The sequence below is a fragment of the Nitrosopumilus sp. S6 genome, from assembly GCF_054515815.1.
Window position 1 is genome coordinate 73,458 of the sequence record NZ_JBTNRI010000004.1, and the last position, 16,683, is coordinate 90,140.

The 16,683-nt window shown below is 31.8% G+C and carries 24 protein-coding genes and 1 tRNA gene; 16 read left to right on the forward strand and 9 right to left on the reverse strand.

The features are described 5' to 3' along the window. Positions 1-58 precede the first annotated feature (58 nt). The 6 genes from ACX12B_RS04305 to ACX12B_RS04330 all read left to right on the forward strand — a co-directional run bounded on the left by ACX12B_RS04305 (position 59) and on the right by ACX12B_RS04330 (position 5,903). Positions 59-508, forward strand: coding sequence for a hypothetical protein (locus ACX12B_RS04305; RefSeq protein WP_459352823.1), 450 nt, complete (start codon positions 59-61; stop codon positions 506-508). Then, complete coding sequence (locus ACX12B_RS04310; RefSeq protein WP_459352824.1) at positions 505-2,958, forward strand: LamG-like jellyroll fold domain-containing protein; 2,454 nt, start codon at positions 505-507, stop codon at positions 2,956-2,958. The genes ACX12B_RS04305 and ACX12B_RS04310 overlap by 4 nt, the downstream gene beginning before the upstream one ends. Before the next feature lie 65 nt (positions 2,959-3,023). Further along, positions 3,024-3,521 carry a hypothetical protein gene (locus ACX12B_RS04315; protein WP_459352825.1) on the forward strand — a complete coding sequence of 166 codons (498 nt, stop codon included), beginning with the start codon at positions 3,024-3,026 and terminating at the stop codon, positions 3,519-3,521. Positions 3,522-3,523: 2 nt separating this feature from the next. Continuing rightward, positions 3,524-4,081: a hypothetical protein gene (locus ACX12B_RS04320; protein WP_459352826.1), complete on the forward strand. Its 558-nt coding sequence runs from the start codon at positions 3,524-3,526 to the stop codon at positions 4,079-4,081. Between the two features lie 159 nt (positions 4,082-4,240). Continuing rightward, the gene (locus tag ACX12B_RS04325; protein WP_459352827.1) at positions 4,241-5,095 is read left to right on the forward strand and encodes a TrmB family transcriptional regulator; all 855 of its coding nucleotides are present in this window, start codon (positions 4,241-4,243) and stop codon (positions 5,093-5,095) included. Positions 5,096-5,165: 70 nt separating this feature from the next. Next, positions 5,166-5,903 carry an RAD55 family ATPase gene (locus ACX12B_RS04330; protein ID WP_459352828.1) on the forward strand — a complete coding sequence of 246 codons (738 nt, stop codon included), beginning with the start codon at positions 5,166-5,168 and terminating at the stop codon, positions 5,901-5,903. A gap of 413 nt (positions 5,904-6,316) precedes the next feature. Here the strand turns inward: ACX12B_RS04330 and ACX12B_RS04335 are convergent, their stop codons facing one another. Beyond that, entirely contained in the window at positions 6,317-7,540 is a 1,224-nt protein-coding gene (locus tag ACX12B_RS04335; RefSeq protein ID WP_459352829.1) for an ornithine cyclodeaminase, nickel-pincer nucleotide-dependent, read from the reverse strand. Positions 7,541-7,595: 55 nt separating this feature from the next. Next, a complete protein-coding gene (locus ACX12B_RS04340) occupies positions 7,596-7,943 on the reverse strand; it encodes a hypothetical protein (RefSeq protein WP_459352830.1) in 348 nt (115 codons plus the stop codon). A 77-nt stretch (positions 7,944-8,020) separates the two neighbouring features. Between ACX12B_RS04340 and ACX12B_RS04345 the strand changes: the two genes are divergently transcribed. Then, positions 8,021-8,320, forward strand: a complete 300-nt coding sequence (locus ACX12B_RS04345; protein ID WP_459352831.1) for a hypothetical protein — start codon at positions 8,021-8,023, stop codon at positions 8,318-8,320. On the opposite strand, the gene ACX12B_RS04350 is transcribed toward ACX12B_RS04345, so the two are convergent. Both ACX12B_RS04350 and ACX12B_RS04355 read right to left on the reverse strand, forming a co-directional pair. Next, on the reverse strand, positions 8,317-8,541 hold the full coding sequence (locus ACX12B_RS04350) for a hydrolase (protein ID WP_459352832.1): 225 nt from the start codon (positions 8,539-8,541) through the stop codon (positions 8,317-8,319). The genes ACX12B_RS04345 and ACX12B_RS04350 overlap by 4 nt on opposite strands. Further along, complete coding sequence (locus tag ACX12B_RS04355; protein WP_459352833.1) at positions 8,541-9,074, reverse strand: HD domain-containing protein; 534 nt, start codon at positions 9,072-9,074, stop codon at positions 8,541-8,543. Before ACX12B_RS04355 ends, ACX12B_RS04350 begins: the two co-directional genes overlap by 1 nt. A 79-nt stretch (positions 9,075-9,153) precedes the next feature. Here ACX12B_RS04355 and ACX12B_RS04360 point away from each other — a divergent pair, with 79 nt between their 5' ends. Both ACX12B_RS04360 and ACX12B_RS04365 read left to right on the forward strand, forming a co-directional pair. Next, complete coding sequence (locus ACX12B_RS04360; RefSeq protein WP_459352834.1) at positions 9,154-9,690, forward strand: cob(I)yrinic acid a,c-diamide adenosyltransferase; 537 nt, start codon at positions 9,154-9,156, stop codon at positions 9,688-9,690. Positions 9,691-9,733: 43 nt separating this feature from the next. Beyond that, a tRNA-Phe gene (locus tag ACX12B_RS04365) sits at positions 9,734-9,807 on the forward strand. A gap of 57 nt (positions 9,808-9,864) precedes the next feature. Here the strand turns inward: ACX12B_RS04365 and ACX12B_RS04370 are convergent. Beyond that, positions 9,865-10,152 (reverse strand): hypothetical protein, encoded by a 288-nt coding sequence (locus tag ACX12B_RS04370; protein WP_459352835.1) that lies wholly within the window; start codon positions 10,150-10,152, stop codon positions 9,865-9,867. 311 nt (positions 10,153-10,463) lie between these two features. Here ACX12B_RS04370 and ACX12B_RS04375 point away from each other — a divergent pair, with 311 nt between their 5' ends. The 4 genes from ACX12B_RS04375 to ACX12B_RS04390 are packed head-to-tail and all read left to right on the forward strand — an operon-like array spanning position 10,464 to position 11,709. Then, a complete protein-coding gene (locus ACX12B_RS04375) occupies positions 10,464-10,778 on the forward strand; it encodes a hypothetical protein (protein ID WP_459352836.1) in 315 nt (104 codons plus the stop codon). Between the two features lie 34 nt (positions 10,779-10,812). Further along, positions 10,813-11,052: a hypothetical protein gene (locus ACX12B_RS04380; RefSeq protein ID WP_459352837.1), complete on the forward strand. Its 240-nt coding sequence runs from the start codon at positions 10,813-10,815 to the stop codon at positions 11,050-11,052. Then, positions 11,046-11,264, forward strand: coding sequence for an Lrp/AsnC ligand binding domain-containing protein (locus tag ACX12B_RS04385; protein ID WP_141975544.1), 219 nt, complete (start codon positions 11,046-11,048; stop codon positions 11,262-11,264). Before ACX12B_RS04380 ends, ACX12B_RS04385 begins: the two co-directional genes overlap by 7 nt. Before the next feature lie 34 nt (positions 11,265-11,298). Further along, a complete protein-coding gene (locus ACX12B_RS04390) occupies positions 11,299-11,709 on the forward strand; it encodes a VOC family protein (RefSeq protein WP_048069743.1) in 411 nt (136 codons plus the stop codon). On the opposite strand, the gene ACX12B_RS04395 is transcribed toward ACX12B_RS04390, so the two are convergent. After that, a complete protein-coding gene (locus ACX12B_RS04395; protein WP_459352838.1) occupies positions 11,706-12,092 on the reverse strand; it encodes a hypothetical protein in 387 nt (128 codons plus the stop codon). The genes ACX12B_RS04390 and ACX12B_RS04395 overlap by 4 nt on opposite strands. A gap of 59 nt (positions 12,093-12,151) precedes the next feature. Next, a complete protein-coding gene (locus ACX12B_RS04400; RefSeq protein ID WP_459352839.1) occupies positions 12,152-12,523 on the reverse strand; it encodes a hypothetical protein in 372 nt (123 codons plus the stop codon). A 138-nt stretch (positions 12,524-12,661) separates the two neighbouring features. Here ACX12B_RS04400 and ACX12B_RS04405 point away from each other — a divergent pair, with 138 nt between their 5' ends. Then, the gene (locus ACX12B_RS04405) at positions 12,662-12,808 is read left to right on the forward strand and encodes a hypothetical protein (protein ID WP_459352840.1); all 147 of its coding nucleotides are present in this window, start codon (positions 12,662-12,664) and stop codon (positions 12,806-12,808) included. A gap of 14 nt (positions 12,809-12,822) precedes the next feature. Here ACX12B_RS04405 and ACX12B_RS04410 read toward each other — a convergent pair whose 3' ends face one another. Next, positions 12,823-13,614, reverse strand: coding sequence for an adenylate/guanylate cyclase domain-containing protein (locus ACX12B_RS04410; protein ID WP_459352841.1), 792 nt, complete (start codon positions 13,612-13,614; stop codon positions 12,823-12,825). Between the two features lie 203 nt (positions 13,615-13,817). Here ACX12B_RS04410 and ACX12B_RS04415 point away from each other — a divergent pair, with 203 nt between their 5' ends. Together ACX12B_RS04415 and ilvA are read left to right on the forward strand one after the other, a co-directional pair. Next, positions 13,818-14,657, forward strand: coding sequence for a hypothetical protein (locus ACX12B_RS04415; protein WP_459352842.1), 840 nt, complete (start codon positions 13,818-13,820; stop codon positions 14,655-14,657). A 181-nt stretch (positions 14,658-14,838) separates the two neighbouring features. Beyond that, the gene (gene ilvA / locus ACX12B_RS04420) at positions 14,839-16,047 is read left to right on the forward strand and encodes a threonine ammonia-lyase (RefSeq protein WP_459352843.1); all 1,209 of its coding nucleotides are present in this window, start codon (positions 14,839-14,841) and stop codon (positions 16,045-16,047) included. Here the strand turns inward: ilvA and purE are convergent, their stop codons facing one another. Then, the gene (purE, locus tag ACX12B_RS04425; protein WP_459352844.1) at positions 16,048-16,623 is read right to left on the reverse strand and encodes a 5-(carboxyamino)imidazole ribonucleotide mutase; all 576 of its coding nucleotides are present in this window, start codon (positions 16,621-16,623) and stop codon (positions 16,048-16,050) included. Positions 16,624-16,683 lie beyond the last annotated feature (60 nt).

Below are 16,683 nucleotides of genomic sequence, written 5' to 3' on the forward strand. Positions count from 1 at the left end.
GTGTAAGTTTTTGAAATTACATACCTATCAATAATATTGATTTTTTGGTTTTTTTAGCATGAAAAGAGGAAAAAAAAGAGCGTTAGCTACGGTGGTTACAAGTGGTATTCTTCTTTCAGCAGTTGCAGTTATGGGAAGTGTTCTTGTTGTTTGGTCTAATAGTGTTTTTGCAACAGAACAAAATGAACTTAATGGCGTATATTCAAATGGCATAAACAAATTAAATGAATTTTTGGTAATTGAAAATATTTGGTTTGGAAATGACACATCAACAAAATTCCTTAACATGACAATTAGTAATATTGGAAATATCGGTCTTAATGTTACAAAAATTACTCTTGATGATACAATTGATAAATCTGAATCTATAATTTCAAATGGTGGAATCCTTCGTAATGGAGAATTTTCATTAGAAATTACATATGATTGGAAAACTACTTCTCCAATCGAGGTAACTGTATCTACTGAAAGAGGTAAAATTTACAAAACATATGCAATGGGACCATGAAAGAAAGAAGAGCTCTGAGCACCGTAGTTGGAGGGGTGTTTTTTTTAATTGTGATAATGACTGCTGCAAGTTATCTCACATATAGTATGGGACTGTTTGATACTTTTTCACAAACTGTATTTGTAATAGATCAAGAAAGAGAAGATAGACAAAAAGAAACTTTTGAAATTTCTAACATTTTAATTGAAAATAAAAAATTTAATTTAACTGTAGAGAACACAGGTGAACTTCCAATAAAATTATCTAGGCTATGGGTTGAAAATACTACAGGTACTGATCAAGTTTACAAATATGATTTAGATTATGTGGTGAGTACAGGTAGTACAATTACAAATATTGGACAAAATCTTGGTTTAACTGCACTAGATTCTCAGACATATAAAATGAAACTAGTTACAGATAGAGGGTCAACAAAAGAATTTTTGGTAAATTCTGCAAATGAATCATTACTCCTTCAATTATTTGCACTTCCTGAAGAGGTTCCAACTGATTTTAAAACCACTCTGTTACTATCTGTTACAAATAATGCAACAAAAAATATTATTTTGACAAATCTTCAACCTACTCTTAATGCAGTATCTTTAGGAGCTACTGCAGTTTTAGAAGGATCTATACCTGAACCTCATCCTGTATTGGAGCCTGGAAATACTGCTTTCTTTGAATGGCATTATAGGTTAACTGGAGAGGATGGTCAAAAAGTTCGTTTTGATGCTAGTCTTGAAAATGGTATTCCTGGAAACATTGTATCCAAAGAAGTTGAAATACAAAAAATTTCTTTTGCAGAACAAAGCACAAATGCATTACAAAGTAGTTTGTTATCTCCAGGTTCATCAATTGGAAAGGATATTTTAATTTTTCATACTGAAACACTTGATGCGTTAGATGGCAGACAAATGTGGTCTTCACTTCCTGAAGATAATTTGGGGGAAGTCATTGATTTGAGGCAATCAAATGCTGTATTTTACACAAATTATGATGGAAATGTTACAGTGAATATTCCTGATGGAAATTGGAATTCAACATTGCGGTATATCAGTAGTCCTGTTCCGGACAGCTTGATGCACACCGGATCAGATTCTGAAACAATGGCATATCATTTTGAATCTGATGTCGATTCTCCACTTGATGCTACTGGAAATACTATAATGTCATTAGGAATTGGCATAAATCGTCCAATTTGGAATGGTACTGGCCATCAAGGAGCAGGTGCATTTCAGTTTTCAGGGCAACAATATGCATCAATTACAGTTACATCAGATAACAACATACAAGACAGTCCGTCAACCACTTCAGGCTGGTTTAAAGCATCATCTGCTGGACCTGTATCCAATCAAGTTATTTATTATGGGGATAATACCGGAGGTACAAAATATTACAAACTGTTTCTAAATCAAAATGGACATTTTGTATTTCAAATTGATACGGGATCTACCACTACAACTTGTACTAGTACATCTTTTTACAAAGATGATTTATGGCATCATTTTGTAGCTGTTATGCCAGACGACAATGATTGTATCTTGTATATAGATGGAATACTACGTGACTCACAATCTTTTTCAGGAAACAGCTCTATTAGTTTACAAGGAAATATTTACATTGGTGCATCCAACCAAATTGGATTAGAAGGTTTTGTAGGTTCAATAGATGACATTATTCATTGGAATGATTATGCTTTAGTTGAAGATTTACTAGAACAAGAGGTAACGGACTTGTTTAATACAAATTATGGTACTTCTGCACATTTGTTGGATTTTGATATTAGAATTGTTGATCAACTTGGAAATAATCTTGGTGTATCAAACAAAACTGTAACTCAAAGTTTTAGTTATCCAATGAAATACATGAGTGATTTTGGAGAATATAACAATCCTATATCGGATATTTGGGGGCAGTTTAATTTTACATCATATGTGTCAGAAAATAAAATAATTGATCAAAATGAGCGATTAAAATTCAACATGACCATGACAGTAAAACCATTGGGACATCTTGATATGAAAATGATAATTGATGATTCAGATGTAGTTTCTGGTTTGGGAAACAGTTTTCTTCAGACACCAAACCCTTCAATATCTTATCCTGGATTTTTCACATATGATAATTCTGAAAGAGGTTCTTTGAATATTTTTAATCCCAGTGCAGATGGACATTTTATAAAATATCAAAGCAGAGTAATTTTTGAAGATGAGTTAACGGGTATTCCTTATGCTTCATTTATAGACAACACTGGCTCGACATCTATAAACCCAAATCAGGATAGTCCAATTATGCCTAGCAACCAAACATCTACATTTGAGTTTGAAAAACCCCGCAGTCAACCTGGTAATACATCCAGTGATCTTATTCCTGAAGGAAGGTACAATCTATACGTATTTTTGGACGGATATGACCAAAAAGGACAAATTTTTCTGCAAACAACCAAAATTGGGGTTGTCAGAGTGATTTGAGACACTAGTTTGTAACATTGTCTTACATACACATACTCAATATCGAATTATGGATTTTATAATATATGGCGACAAGTCTTGATGTGGATATTAGAGAGTTTGATGATGCTCTAAAAACCACGGATTTACTGGTAGATGAATCTGTTCAAGTTTATGAATTAGAAAATGAAAAAACAAATGTTGTAGATGAATTGTACAACACATTAAAAACAATTACAGAGTTTTTAGGATTTTCAGTTAATTTACCAACAAATATTTTAAAATATGACTCAGATACCAAAATAACATTAACACCATCATTAGATGTTATAATTAAACATCCTAATGGAAAAGAAGAGGAAACAAGATTTGATGAATTAACCATTCCACAAATTTCACAAATATTACAACATGCAATCACTCCTTTAATTGATTTAATTAATAAAGAAAAAATAATTCAAAATAAAAACATTACATTTATTCGAACTGTAACGAAAAAATTATCTAAAATTCAAAATATTAACTATGATGAAAGTGTAAAAACTATTGAAGATAATACAAATGAAAATAAAGAGGAGTTGTAGATTTGAACTCTAACCAAATCCATCATTTTAGATCTGTTGATGAATTACATGAATCTGTTGATAAAAATTTAGAAGCACTAAATAAAAAAATTGATGATTATTCAAAATTATTAGGTGAAAAAATTCGTTCTGAAGAAAAAAATGATGATAGTAAATTTTCTGATTTAAAAGAAAAACTGGATATTGTAAACTCCACAGACTCAAAAAATACAACAAAGAAAAAATCCAACAGTAAAAATCAAAAACAAAGGAAAACAAAAAAAGGAGAACAGAAAAATTGGATACAATATCAAGACGTTCATCTTTACAATGGAATTGGAACCAGAGGTGAACTTGAATTATATTTTAAATCCTTAGAAGACATGAAGGCAAAAGCCGAAAAACTAAAAAATACTAAAGAAACAATCACACAATTAATCTCAACTGGCATCAAAAAAGATCTTGGCTGTGTGGGATTGGAACAAGAAAATGGTTCATATCAATTAGCTTTTGTACCTTCGGAGTTAAAAAGGCCAAAATTTACTTACAAATCGATCATGACTATAGGATGTGAATTGTAAATTGATACAAAATTATCTTAAAAATATTTATAATTCATGCGTAAATCGTGCCTCGATTGGAAATAAACGATCAATTAACCGATCAGTTAGATCAAAGCTTGTTGACTTGATCATGATAAATCCACTCATTCAATCAACATATTCTCGGAGAAAGATAAATTGACAGAATCACACCAAGTATCAATATTTGAACAAGATCCAGATTCAAGTTCATATGAACACAAGAATTCTGTAGATGAGCTACAAAATCAATTCTCAAAATTTGGTTTAACTTCTAATCAGTGTAAGGTCTATATTTTCTTAGGCAAATATGGATCAAAGACTGCACCAGAGGTGTGTCGTTCATTAAAAATCCCCAGAACTGAAACATATCATTTACTTACTACATTACAAAATAAAGGAATTGTTTCTGCAACATTTCAACACCCAATCAAATTCACTGCATTACCACTAACTAAAGCGATTAAATCAATTGTGAACACCGAAAAAGAAAGAATCAAAAAATTAGAAAATCAAGAAAAAGAATTAACAAAATTATGGAACTCAATTCCAAATTATCATGATGAAGTTGAAGATTTACAGGATGATAAATTCCAAATGCTTCAAGGTGAAAACCAAATTCATGGTAAAATTAATGATATGATAATTAATGCAAAAAAAGACTTTATTGTTATTGGAAATGAAAAAGACTTTCTAAAATTTTATCATGCAAACTTTTTAGAACCTTTAGACAAATCTCCTGTTGAACTTAAGGTATTAACAAATTCTACAGATAGAACATTATATGTTTTTGATGAGATTGAAAGAACTAATGTTAAAAAATTGCCTGCTGCTGTAAATGGAAATATTTGTTTTGTCATAAAAGATGACGAAGAAGTGTTATTTTACATGAAGAATTCTGAATCTGGAAAAGAAAATGTTACTGCAATGTGGACAAACTCTACTGCAATGATTTACTCTAAAAAATTATTATTTGATACACTCTGGTCAAAATCTAAAAGTATTCCCCTTTAGGTTCAACCTTATTGTATGTCTGATAAAGACGCTTACTCTTCTTTATATAGAAAATTAGGACATTTTTTGTGTGAATAATCACGAAAAAAAGATCCGAACAGGAATTCCTGGATTTGATTTGATAGTTGATGGAGGATTAAAGGAAGGAAAATCTATTGTTTTATCTGGTACTACTGGCAGTGGTAAATCTACTTTTGCTATGCAATTTTTGTATAATGGGGCATATGATTTTGGAGAATCAGGAATTTATGTTACATTAACTCAAAGTCCTAATGAACTAATCAGTGATTTTAAAGGATATGGTTGGGATATTCAAAAATTAATTGATGATGAAAAGATCTTAATTGTTGATGCACGACCTTTTAAAAAAGACGAAGACTTTTTTGAATCTGATGATTCTCTATACAAAACAGAACCATTCCCATTTGTACATTTAACTCAATTAATTATTCAAGGAATAAAAAAAATTAATGCAAAGCGACTTGTAGTTGATTCTTTGTCTGTTCTAAATATGCAATATACCAATCAATTTTCTGCCAGACAAGGTATGCAGAGGATGATGCAAAGATTGGAAGAAAAAGGGTGCACCTCCATCATTATTTCAGAAACCCTAGAATCTCGAACTCCTCCTGAATGGTATATTGCGTCTGGAATTGTAATGTTAAACCACTTGCAAAAATCAAACACCATGGAAAGATCTATTCAAGTAATTAAAATGAGGGGAACAAAACACAGTGAACAAACTTATCCTATTAGATTTAATGAAAATGGATATCATGTATTACATCCAAGATTGCAGACAATTTAATAATTTTTTAATATTATTATAGTAAGTTCATATTTTGTTATAAATAAATTTTCTTGTATGTAATTTTTTGCACATACTATTTTTAATAATATATTATTTGTTTATTAAAGTATGAACTTTAATTGCAAAGGCTGTTACTGTGTAAATCCACATATCGTGGATCCTGGTTGTAAATGTTTATGTCACGCTAAATCAATCAATAAAAAAACAAATTGAAACCATGAAGGCAAACTAGATTTAAATTTCATAAACCACCATCTATCATATTGGGTAAATTCAAGGAATGTTCTAATTGTAAAATGGATGGTTTGAGTATACCATTGCGTTTGGATAAAAAAGGTAAAGAGTTTTGTCCTATGTGTGATGAACTGTAAATTTAGATAAAAATAGGAACAAACCAATCACTGTTTTGATTATTTCTTTTTTCTAATTTGTTGTGCAACCATTGGTAAGAACGCCCCTACATCTGAAACAATTCCTAATGCTTGCCATGTACCTCTATCCATAAGTTTTGTGACTGTTGGTTGATTGATATCTACAACAATTACTTTGACATTTGCTGGAAGCATATTTCCTGTTGCAATAGAGTGAAGCATGGTTGAAATCATTATGACCATCTTTGCATCTTTTAGAACTTTTTTGTATTCTCTTTGAGCTTGTGCAACATCAGTAATTACATCTGGTAATGGACCATCATCTCTGATAGATCCTGCTAAAACAAAGGGAACTTTGTTTTTTACACATTCATACATTATTCCTTTGGTAAGTTTTTTTGTTTTTACCATATTAGAAATGGAGCCAGATTTGAATACAGAATTGATTGCATCCATATGGTTTCTATGACCATGATATGCTAGTGTTGCGTCTTTCACATTCATTCCTAATGAGGTACCCATGGTTGCATATTCAATATCGTGAACTGCTAATGCATTACCAGCTAAAACCCCATCAATGTATCCTGATCTGATTAATTCTGATACTGCATCTGATGCTCCAGTATGAACTATTGCTGGACCTCCTACAATGACAATTTTTCCTCCGTTCTTTTTTGTATTGTAGATGTCATCTGCAACTTTTTTTGCAATATGTTGAGTTGGTCGTTCACTAGAACTTGAACTTCCCATAAATTCAAAGACATTAGAGCCTTCTCTTGGTCTCTCAGGAGGATTAATTTTGACTCCTCCTTCACCAACTATGATTTGATCACCTTTTTTGACATCTCTTACTGGAACACAAAATGCTCTATTCCCTTTTACAACAATACACTTGTCCATCATCATATTTTCTACTTGAATCCATTTTCCTTTGTAAAAAACTTGGGTGTGATTGTTTGTTGTACTGTAAAAATTATCTGGCATTACATTATTTTTTGGAGATTTTTTTAGGGTGATCTCTTTTTGAATTTTAGATACTGCACCTTCTCTGTAAATTGTTTGTAAAATCTCATCTAGATGTTTTTGATTTTTACCTTTAACTAACAGTCTAGCATATGACTGATCTTTTTTTCTTTTACCGATATTGATTTCTTGTACTTGAAACTCGCCTTGTAAATCCATAATTTTATCAAAGATCTTAGTCAAAATCAAGGAATCAATCAAATGTCCGCTAACTTCGATCTCTTGAGAAAATTTACTCATTTTACTATTCTCCACATAATCATAACTAAAGCTTTACGTTTTTTTGAGGCGAAAATTATACTGGAAGGATTACCTTTCCTTCAAACTTTGGGATATTATCTGATTCAAATGCTTTTTCTAATCTTTCTTTTTGATCTTTAGTAACTCCTTGAACAATTGTCTTAGAAGCGCCACTGTTGTCCACTAAAGCAAGAATGTATCCACTATTATCGGTCAAAACAAAGCCTGCTGATTCATCAACAAATGCATACAAATTTTCTTCACCGACTGGTTGCCAAACATTTGATTTTGTATCTGTCAAAGCTAATGCAGGCATTGCTTTACCATCAGTTAATTTGTTAAGATACTCTCTAGCATCTGCTACTCTTTTTTGGCCAAGTTTTAGTGCTTGAAAATACTGCATGTATGACAAATTATCTGGTTGCTATAAAAACAATATTGCCTCAAAAGATAGTTATACAATATTATTCTAAATGGGTCATGCCTCTTACAAATAATGTAATAATCAAATTAAATGAAATTACTACCATGATTGAGGATAAATCAAAATTATCTGAATCTGAAATTGATGAAATAAAATCAATATTCAAAGAATTGGTGGAAAGCGGAGAGAGATATGATGTTGATGAAATAGAGTTTTGGTTTGAAAACGAAGGTAGTTGGAAAACAAGAGAACCAAGAATACGAATTGCAAATATCTCAAACTACATTCAAGACAAATACCAACAAACAGCCCATCTAAGAATAATTTCTGATGATGATTGTAGTTGTGGGCATTAAGTCTCTAGTTGTTCTAATAATCTGCCTACAATCTTTGCATTTTCTTCTCTTTGAGTTAAAATCTCATTTAATCTCGATTCATTTTTTTCTTCATTTGTTATTATTTTGAAATATTCTTCATCTAAATCACTATTAGATTGTAATCTTTTAATTACTTCAAACAAGATTCCAATTACTTGTTTTTGTGCATCAATTAATTCATCTTTTTCAGTTTCTGACATTAATTCTCATCAGTTATCTTTGTAAATAATTCTTTTAATTTTGGATGTGTTATGCCTGTTCTTGCAGATTCCAAAAATGGTTCTAATTTTTCTTTAGAGTGTCCGTTAGACTGATAAATTTTTGCCTGAAGTGCCATCTCTAATTTATCAACTTGATGTACTATTTGGCTTTCAGGAGAATTGTTTTCTTGATACTCTTTCCAAATTTCAGCATACTTTGTTCTTAGTGATTCTGGTAAGGTTTGAATTATTTTTTTAAATGCATTATTTTCTAAACTTTGTTTTTCATTAACATCCATTTTATCTGGAACAATATCTCCAGTCTCTGATTCTGCCAAATCATGTAGTAAAATCATTTTTAAAATTTTTTCTGAATTTAATTTTTCTAAATCAGAAATTATCATCCCAATAACTGCCATTGAAAACGTATGATCTGCAACAGACTCAGGTTTCTCAATAGAAAGTTTGTCAATCCATCCTTGACGTGAAATATTTTTCAGATTAGCAGCAATTCTCAAAAAATTTTCTGTCATAATGTGATATTCCACATATTCTCCTAAAGAGTTTTGAGATTTTCGAACAACATAATAGTTGAAACTACCCAATAATTTTGTGAAAATATACACCAAAACAGGTGATGATGGCAATACTGGGCTACAAGGAAATTTACGTATCTCAAAATCTCATCCAAGAATATTTGCATATGGTGCAGTAGATGAAGCAAATGCTGCATTAGGGATAGTTTTAGCGAATCAATTAGATGAAGATATTTTCAAGATTCTTAGAAAAATTCAAAATGATTTGTTTGTAGTAGGTTCTGATCTATCCAATCCAAACCTTAACGATGTAAAAAATAGAGTGACCTTGGAGATGATTCAATATTTAGAACAAACTGTGGATAAGTTCGAATCAGAATTGCCTCCATTGACAAATTTCATATTACCTGGAGGTTCAATCCCTGCAGCACAACTGCATTTTACAAGAACAATTGTACGTAGAGCTGAAACATTGACGGTCCAGCTTGCCGAAAAAGATGAAATTAATTCAAATTGCATAATTTACCTTAATCGATTGTCTGATCTATTTTTTGTGATTGGTAGGTTAATCAATAAACGAAATGGTAAAGAAGACATCATCTGGAAAATCTAAAAAGACACACTTTAATTCCTCAATGAAAATATTTTTTTCAAGTGCCGTGGTAGCTCAGCCTGGGAGAGCACTCGGCTGAAGACCGGGCTGTCGCGCGTTCAAATCCCGCCCGCGGCACTGTATTTCATCTTAAAAAATATTGGATGTTTTTGAGTATAATTACTCAAAAAATCATTATGCATCTACTAAATTATAGAAGCTTTTTCCAGAGGCCGATTTCTCAGAGATACATTTTACTGGACCTAGTGGATTCCCATTATTGACATCAGAACGTAATTTTTCATTACTAAATTTTTTTACAATTGCCACTCTGGTTGTATGAAATTTATTTACAAAATTTCCTTCAATCTCAAAAGTTTCTTTGGTTGAAATCTTTACTCCTTTTGTGACTAGTTCTCCTTGAGTGTAATCTGAATCTTCAATGAATGTAATTGTAAAAGCTTTATCACCAATTTTTGCCAAACTGACTGAATCGCCTATTGTTGCATAATCTGCTAATGTGAGGTTCTTTTTAGTTGCATAATCTGCTGATACTTCGCTTAGAATAGATGCATTATCTGCTAATGTTGCTATCTTGTTTCACCTCCCAATAATTTATCAAAAAGATATTTTTTGATAAATTGAACTCAGAGTAAACTATTAACTCAGATGGCTACTTTGATCTATTTTTTCTAGAAAAAATAGTACTGATCGGATGATCTTGAGTAGATTTTCTGAAAAATCAATTCTACAAAATCTTTAAAAATAAGGCGACCTCTAGATTTTCGACATTCATGGCTGAAAAAAAATCTCCAAAGAAAACCACAAAATCAAAAGATGTTAAGGCTAAAGCAACAAAATCAAAGACAACTACAAAGGCAAAAGCCACAAAAACTAAGGCTAAAGCAACAAAATCAAAGACAACTACAAAGGCAAAAGCCACAAAAACTAAGGCTAAAGCAACAAAATCAAAGAGTAAAAAAGATGAACCAGTTGGAGATATGGGGATAGTCATAGTAGATGATGATATTGAGATTGATCAAGAAAAAGTCAATGAAGAAAGACGTGCCTATTTAGAAGAAGCAAGGTCTCAGGAAGCATTTGACTAGGAATCTTTATTCGATTCGATAACGTAGTACTAGTATGCGTGCATTATGTCTAATTACTGTAAAACCCGGTAAAGTTGATTCTGTTGTTGAAATTCTAAAAAAGAAACGCAAGGTAGTAAAACAAATTATGGTAGTTACTGGCAGAGCAGACATTAGTGTTCTTTTACAAGGAGGATTTGATGATATCAACAATATGGTAATTGATTTTAAAAAAATCAAAGATATTGTAACTACTGAAACTCTAATTGAAGTGGAGGTTAATTTGGGATGGTAAGGGCAATTATCTTGGTAAAATCTCCAAAAAAATTAATAGCTGCTAGACTGCGTAAGGTCACTTCTGTGTCTGATTCATTTCCCACTAGTGGCCAATTTGATGCAGTTGCAATTATTGATGTAAAACAACTGTCTGAAATCAAAGAAGTAGCCAATCAAATTCAAAAAATCAACGGAGTTGAACGAACTGAAACCATGGTTGAAGTTCAATGACAATTAATTTAAACAACTTCGAGGTAGACCTTCTGTGAATATCAAAAAAGTCGGAAATGTGATTTTGGCCGTAAAAGACCTAGATAAATCAATCAAGTTCTATAATGAAATTATTGGCCTTCCAATAAAGAATCAAAGAAGAACATGGGTGGATTTGGGCACTTCTGGAGCTTTATTGAGTCTTCATCCTGCTTCATTAACTGAACAGCATGGAAATGCTCTTGAAAGTGGAATCACAATCGGTTTTCTAGTTGGAGATGTAAAATCTGCAGTTGAAGAACTAAGAGAGAAAGGAGTTAAAATTCATCGCGATATTGTCGAAAAAGATGCAGGAAAAAATGCTGTAATTTCTGATCCTGATGATTATTTAATTTCCTTGTTTGAACCAAGTTTCTCAGATAAAGCTGAACAAACTGGCGGATACCACGGATTTACACCTGCTTAGACTATCTTCTTCATCGAAGAAATAATTTTCTCTAAGCCTTTTTCTTTTCGATTAATTGAAACATAGTATGTAATGTCATTTTTTTGTAAAATAATAATTGTTACTTTTTCATGTTGTAAAATTACATGTTCTAATTTTCCAATAGTAGTGGCAGTATTTTTTCTTAAAGACATTAGTGTTGAAATTATAAAAAATTCATTTTTTACTTGTTCAGATTTCAATAATGGTTTAAGATTTGGCTGAACAATTCCTACTAGGGTTCTGCCATAAACATTGATCACTCCTGCATATCTTACACTCTTTGAAACGCCAAGAATTTTTTGACATTGTTTTCGATACTTCACTATAGTATCTTTCCATTTATCTGCAGGGGTTTTAACCATACTAAAATTTGGATTTGCAATTAATAAAGATACTTGTCTTAAAAGTTATCAGAAAATTTTCAATCTTGTTTTTTAGATTGTTTCTCTAATTTTTTCTTTAATTCTGTATTTTCTTTTAGTAGTTTGTCATTTTCTGCTTGAAGTGTTTGAACAGAATTTTGTCTAGTGTATAATGGATGGCCTGGAGGAACTATTTGATTTCCAGTTAACAGTCCTGAAGCATATTGTTGATACATGTGTTGAAATCCTTGAAGTTTTTGACTAATTGTTTCAACGTCTCGTGAAAATTGTTCTTTTACAGGATTTATGTTAATTCCAAACATTGGATGTTTTAATCCTGGGGGCAATCTAGGAAATTGTAATGCCATATGAGGGATATTTGGATTCAAACCATAGAGGTCTTGTAGGTGTTTATGTACGGGATTTTCCACGAATCTAGTCTAATTTTGCCATATTTCTGCCTTGCTTTAGGCATTTGATATACCGTTTAGTGAAATCTGAGTCATTTTTGCTCAACTTGAGCTGATCGCAGATCCTTATACCATCCCAGTTTTTGATCGCTGATACGCATGGCAGAAATGAAAAAAACATGTCTTAGATGTAAAAAAGACATTGCAGAACAAGATCTACACAAGATAGTGATCTATGTTGTTCAAGAAAAATTTACAGAGCATCATTATGAACACGTAGAATGTCCTGACAAATTTACTGTATAATCAAAACTTGTGATTCATCCTTTAAACTCATAAACTTTGTAAATCTCACCAGTTACTCTGGAACGATATTTCCATTCATCTTTTTTCCACACAACTTCTACAAAGTCTCTTTGAAAATTTGGATGTAGTCTTTTGTACACATCATTTCCAATTAAAATTTGGTTCGGTTTGGCCATATTTTGAATTTTAGCTGCAATGTTCATGGCAGGTCCCATCAAATCTACTTGAGATTGTTGTTCATCTGCCCCATATCTTACAACAATATTTTGCCCAAAGTCAACACCAATCTTTACCATTAAATCTGGATAATCATATTGATTTAAGATTGGATTGATTCCTTTTTGTATCACAGAAATCATGGATTTAGCACAATTCACTGCACTGTCTGATGCAAGTAAACCATTACTTTGTGCATCAAAATATCCAATAACAGCATCACCTACAAATTTTAAGACATATCCCTCATATTGTCTAATAACTGCTGCCATCTCTTGTGCAAAAGAACTGATAATTATCGCAATCTTTTCTTCAGGCATCTCTAATGTCATAGTGGTAGAACCAACCAAATCAACATAAATTACAACTAAATCTAATTTTGAAAATACATTTTTTCTCAAGAATTTATCTGATTCATTGGCTACTCCGGAATACTGATAACCCTTCTTCAAAGCGCCCCATACTCGTTTTTGAGTTTCTAAAATCATTGATTCTGAATCCAATGTTTTTTCTGACGTTGAACTAAGCAACATATCTACAACTTTTTCTTGATTAGAATCAGACTCATTTTCCACATTATTTTCTGCCATATTTTTCTCCTATTCCAAGGGGAATTCCTGTCCACATTTGGCACATTTTCCTCTTTTTCCACGGTATCCATCGTGATAATACTCTATAATCTCCCCCTTGCAATTAATACAGGTAAAATTAGAATTTTCCATGACTAGAATTCCCCGATTGTATATTTAGATATTGATGAAGGTTTAATGCGAGCATTAATTTGGTAAATCTTGTGCGTTTAGGGACAAGATCTCCAAATGAATTCATTCAACTTTTGAATGAAAAAAATAATGCTATTCAAAATTCATTTCTCTCAAAAATAACAGACATGACAAAAATGATTGATACAAAAGTTATGTTAGGTGATGCAACAGTTTCTGAACAAAAAACATTTGATCCAAAATTAATAATGGATTATTTTCAAAATATTAGTAAAAATCTAAAAGATTGGTCTATTCAGGATGTGACAATATCAAACAATGAGGATGTTAGAAGAATTTTCATGAAGTTTGAAATCATGGAAGGTAATTATCTGATTTCAGGCCATGTCTCAATACAATTTCATGTGTTGTTATATTACAAGCCAATTCAACGAGTAATAGATTGTCAAAAAGAACTAGCTGAAATTATTGATATGACAAAAAACAAAGAAGAAGAACTTTCTAACAACAGCGATCAATACGTTTTAGATAAATTAAAAGAAATGGGATACAAGGATTTTGATCATCAAAAACTCTTCGAAGTATTTTATGAGAATGATGAATTTAGAGAAAAAGTATTTGCTGAAATTGAAAAACAATCCGGAGTAGATTTTCAAAAATTATCGGAAAAAAAGACTAAATTGTTTAACGAATTAGATTCTCTTTTAATTGAAACATATCAAACTACTCCAACATTAATTGATGATTCAAAACTTGTTACAGGTGAAGAAGGATGTTTGTGTACATTTGATTTAGAATTTATAAAAAATAATACTAGGGAGGGGCTATTTGATCCTCGAAAAATGTCTGACTCTACTAAAGAAAATATTCTAAAACGATTAGATGAATTTTCAAAGATAATTAATTCATAAATTAAGACCAAGGAACCAGATATGAGAAAGATTCTCAAAGGGGAGTCTGGTTCCACGATATACTTTTAATTCATTTTTTAACTATTTAGTCATTCCTAGAATTTTACGTATAAAATTTGACTAAAAAAATAATTTTTGTATAGAAGAAGTCAAATACATCGTTTTCTTAGCAACATTTCCAATGGAGCCAACATTTGATGAGATAAAAAAAGCAAACTCTATGCGAGGAAATGAAATAAAGAAAACTCCTTTAATTCATTCACCTACTTTTAGTGAGTTAACAAAATCTGAAGTTTATCTTAAAGCAGAGTTTCGACAAAAAACTGGCTCATTTAAAATTCGTGGAGCTTATTACAAAATCAAATCATTATCTGATGATGAAAAGAAACATGGTGTAGTAGCTGCGTCTGCAGGAAATCATGCACAAGGTGTTGCATTAGCTTCTGCTCTCGAAGACATCCCATGTACAATCGTTATGCCAAAAAATGCATCTCCTGCAAAAGTTGCTGCAACAAAAGGATATGGTGCAAACGTTATCTTAGAGGGCATAAACTATGATGAATCATCTGCTAAAGCAAAAGAAATAGCAAAAGAAACCAGGGCTACAATGATTCATGCCTTTGATGATCCTCAAATTATCGCGGCTCAAGGAGTTATTGGGTTAGAGATACTAGAGGATTTGCCGGATGTTGAAGAAGTTTATCTTCCCATAGGTGGTGGAGGATTAGCAGCAGGTACATTAATTGCAATAAAAGAAAAAAACCCAAACATCAAAGTTATTGGGGTACAGTCAAGATCGTTTCCATCTATGTATGAGTCAATTAAACAAGGTACACTAACTACAAGTGGGGGTGAAAGAACAATTGCAGATGGCATTTCAGTAAAAGTTCCAGGACGATTAACATTTAATGTAATTAATGAACTCATAGATGAAATTGTTCTAGTAGATGATACTGAAATCACAAAAGCCATGTTTTTGTTAATGGAAAGAATGAAGTTTGTAGTAGAACCAGCTGGTGCTGTAAGTTTGGCATATTTAATTTCAAAAAAGCCTGCCCCTGGAAAGAAAGTAGTTGCAGTATTGGCAGGTGGAAATGTGGACATGTATCTTTTAGGTCAAATAGTCGACAAAGGATTAGCTGCTATGGGCAGATTACTAAAACTATCAATATTGCTGCCTGATAGACCTGGTGCTTTCAAAGATATTGTAGACGAAATCACCCTTGCTAATGCAAATATTGTAGAAGTAGTTCATGATAGGTTGAGTTCACATGTTAGTGCAGGCTCTGCTGCAGTTACTATGAATTTAGAAACTCAAGGAAAAGAACAAGCAGATGCATTAATTGAAGTATTAAGACAGAAAAATGTTCAATTTACATTATTAACATAATTATTTGAATTTCTTTTTTGTAAATTTAGCAAGTCCTTGTTTTTTCATTTGTTCGGATTCTTTTAGAACTGATTTGTGTTGATCTGATTTGTGTTGTCTGAGTTTCTTTTGTAACTGCGGAAATTCATTTGCAAGTATTTTTATCGCATATATTCCTGCATTTCCAGCTTTGTTTATTCCCACTGAAACTACAGGAGACCCAGATGGCATTTCAGTAATTGATAACAATGAATCTAATCCGCCAAAAGCAGAAAATTTTGAAGTATCTGTTTTCTTTGGATGTTTGTCATTATAGACTAGTATTGGAACACCAATTACAGGGATAATTGTATGAGATGCTATCATTCCAGGTAGATGTGCTGCTCCTCCAGCTCCTGCAATAATCACTTTGAACCCCATTTTTTCTGCATGTTGTGCATATTCTGCTAATCGTGAAGGAGTTCTATGTGCTGAAATAATTTGATCTTCATGTTTGATTTTGAATTCATCAAAAATCTCTGCAGCACCTTTCATAATTCTACTGTCAGAACTTGATCCCATTATTATTCCAACAAGAGGTTTTTTTGAATACGTCACAATATTAGAAAAAACTAGAGAGTAATTAACAATAACTATTACAAGAAATAATTGAGTCAT

Bases quoted from the DNA above. Each gene is read 5' to 3' on its own strand.
- ACX12B_RS04375 (WP_459352836.1), top strand. From the start codon at position 10,464: ATGGCTGAAAAAAAATCTCCAAAGAAAACCACAAAATCAAAAGATGTT.
- ACX12B_RS04355 (WP_459352833.1), bottom strand. From the start codon at position 9,074: ATGACAGAAAATTTTTTGAGAATTGCTGCTAATCTGAAAAATATTTCA.
- ACX12B_RS04340 (WP_459352830.1), bottom strand. From the start codon at position 7,943: ATGCAGTATTTTCAAGCACTAAAACTTGGCCAAAAAAGAGTAGCAGAT.
- ACX12B_RS04315 (WP_459352825.1), top strand. From the start codon at position 3,024: ATGGCGACAAGTCTTGATGTGGATATTAGAGAGTTTGATGATGCTCTA.
- ACX12B_RS04310 (WP_459352824.1), top strand. From the start codon at position 505: ATGAAAGAAAGAAGAGCTCTGAGCACCGTAGTTGGAGGGGTGTTTTTT.
- ACX12B_RS04345 (WP_459352831.1), top strand. From the start codon at position 8,021: ATGCCTCTTACAAATAATGTAATAATCAAATTAAATGAAATTACTACC.
- ACX12B_RS04380 (WP_459352837.1), top strand. From the start codon at position 10,813: ATGCGTGCATTATGTCTAATTACTGTAAAACCCGGTAAAGTTGATTCT.
- ilvA (WP_459352843.1), top strand. From the start codon at position 14,839: ATGGAGCCAACATTTGATGAGATAAAAAAAGCAAACTCTATGCGAGGA.
- ACX12B_RS04405 (WP_459352840.1), top strand. From the start codon at position 12,662: ATGGCAGAAATGAAAAAAACATGTCTTAGATGTAAAAAAGACATTGCA.
- ACX12B_RS04410 (WP_459352841.1), bottom strand. From the start codon at position 13,614: ATGGCAGAAAATAATGTGGAAAATGAGTCTGATTCTAATCAAGAAAAA.
- ACX12B_RS04305 (WP_459352823.1), top strand. From the start codon at position 59: ATGAAAAGAGGAAAAAAAAGAGCGTTAGCTACGGTGGTTACAAGTGGT.
- ACX12B_RS04335 (WP_459352829.1), bottom strand. From the start codon at position 7,540: ATGAGTAAATTTTCTCAAGAGATCGAAGTTAGCGGACATTTGATTGAT.
- ACX12B_RS04350 (WP_459352832.1), bottom strand. From the start codon at position 8,541: ATGTCAGAAACTGAAAAAGATGAATTAATTGATGCACAAAAACAAGTA.
- ACX12B_RS04395 (WP_459352838.1), bottom strand. From the start codon at position 12,092: ATGGTTAAAACCCCTGCAGATAAATGGAAAGATACTATAGTGAAGTAT.
- ACX12B_RS04385 (WP_141975544.1), top strand. From the start codon at position 11,046: ATGGTAAGGGCAATTATCTTGGTAAAATCTCCAAAAAAATTAATAGCT.